Source organism: Pseudomonas sp. UMAB-40 (assembly GCF_900095275.1).
GTDB classification, from domain to species: domain Bacteria; phylum Pseudomonadota; class Gammaproteobacteria; order Pseudomonadales; family Pseudomonadaceae; genus Aquipseudomonas; species Aquipseudomonas mandelii_B.
On sequence record NZ_LT607626.1, the window covers coordinates 1 to 470 of the forward strand.

Sequence of the window (470 nt, forward strand, 5' to 3'; positions counted from 1 at the left end):
CAAAAGCGATTTGTATTGACATCTCGAACTACTATTCTCAATCAAGGAAAAATTTTAAACGATGTTTTCTACAACTCAAATATAAATAGAAATGAGTTTGAGATTACACTTGAATCTTTGGCGAAGATCGATAAGGCCAGAATTCTTTACAATCATATCTGGCATTCTGAAATAGATGCTGAATATGTTGAGCAGTTGTACTCGCATAAACGTTATCGAACTATTATTGATCATAGGAATTTTAATCCTCGGCTAATCCGATTTATTACCGATGCCCAGCGATTGGAGGATGTCCCATCCGAGTCTTACTGGGCTCATATAACTGGTTTGCTAGATGATCCGTCTCAGGTCTGGGATCATCCATTTCAAGCGCAACTGGATGACTGTGGCCGTGCCTTGGTTTTGCTGGTCGCTATGAACGGGCGCGTGATTACTGAGCCTGAGCTTTCAGAGGCATTTGCGCGATATCT

1 pseudogene is annotated in these 470 nt (G+C 41.1%); it reads left to right on the forward strand.

Features of this window, described 5'->3' with window-relative positions:
* Positions 1-470 (forward strand): annotated as a pseudogene (locus K0F88_RS32055) (hypothetical protein); the annotation flags it as partial.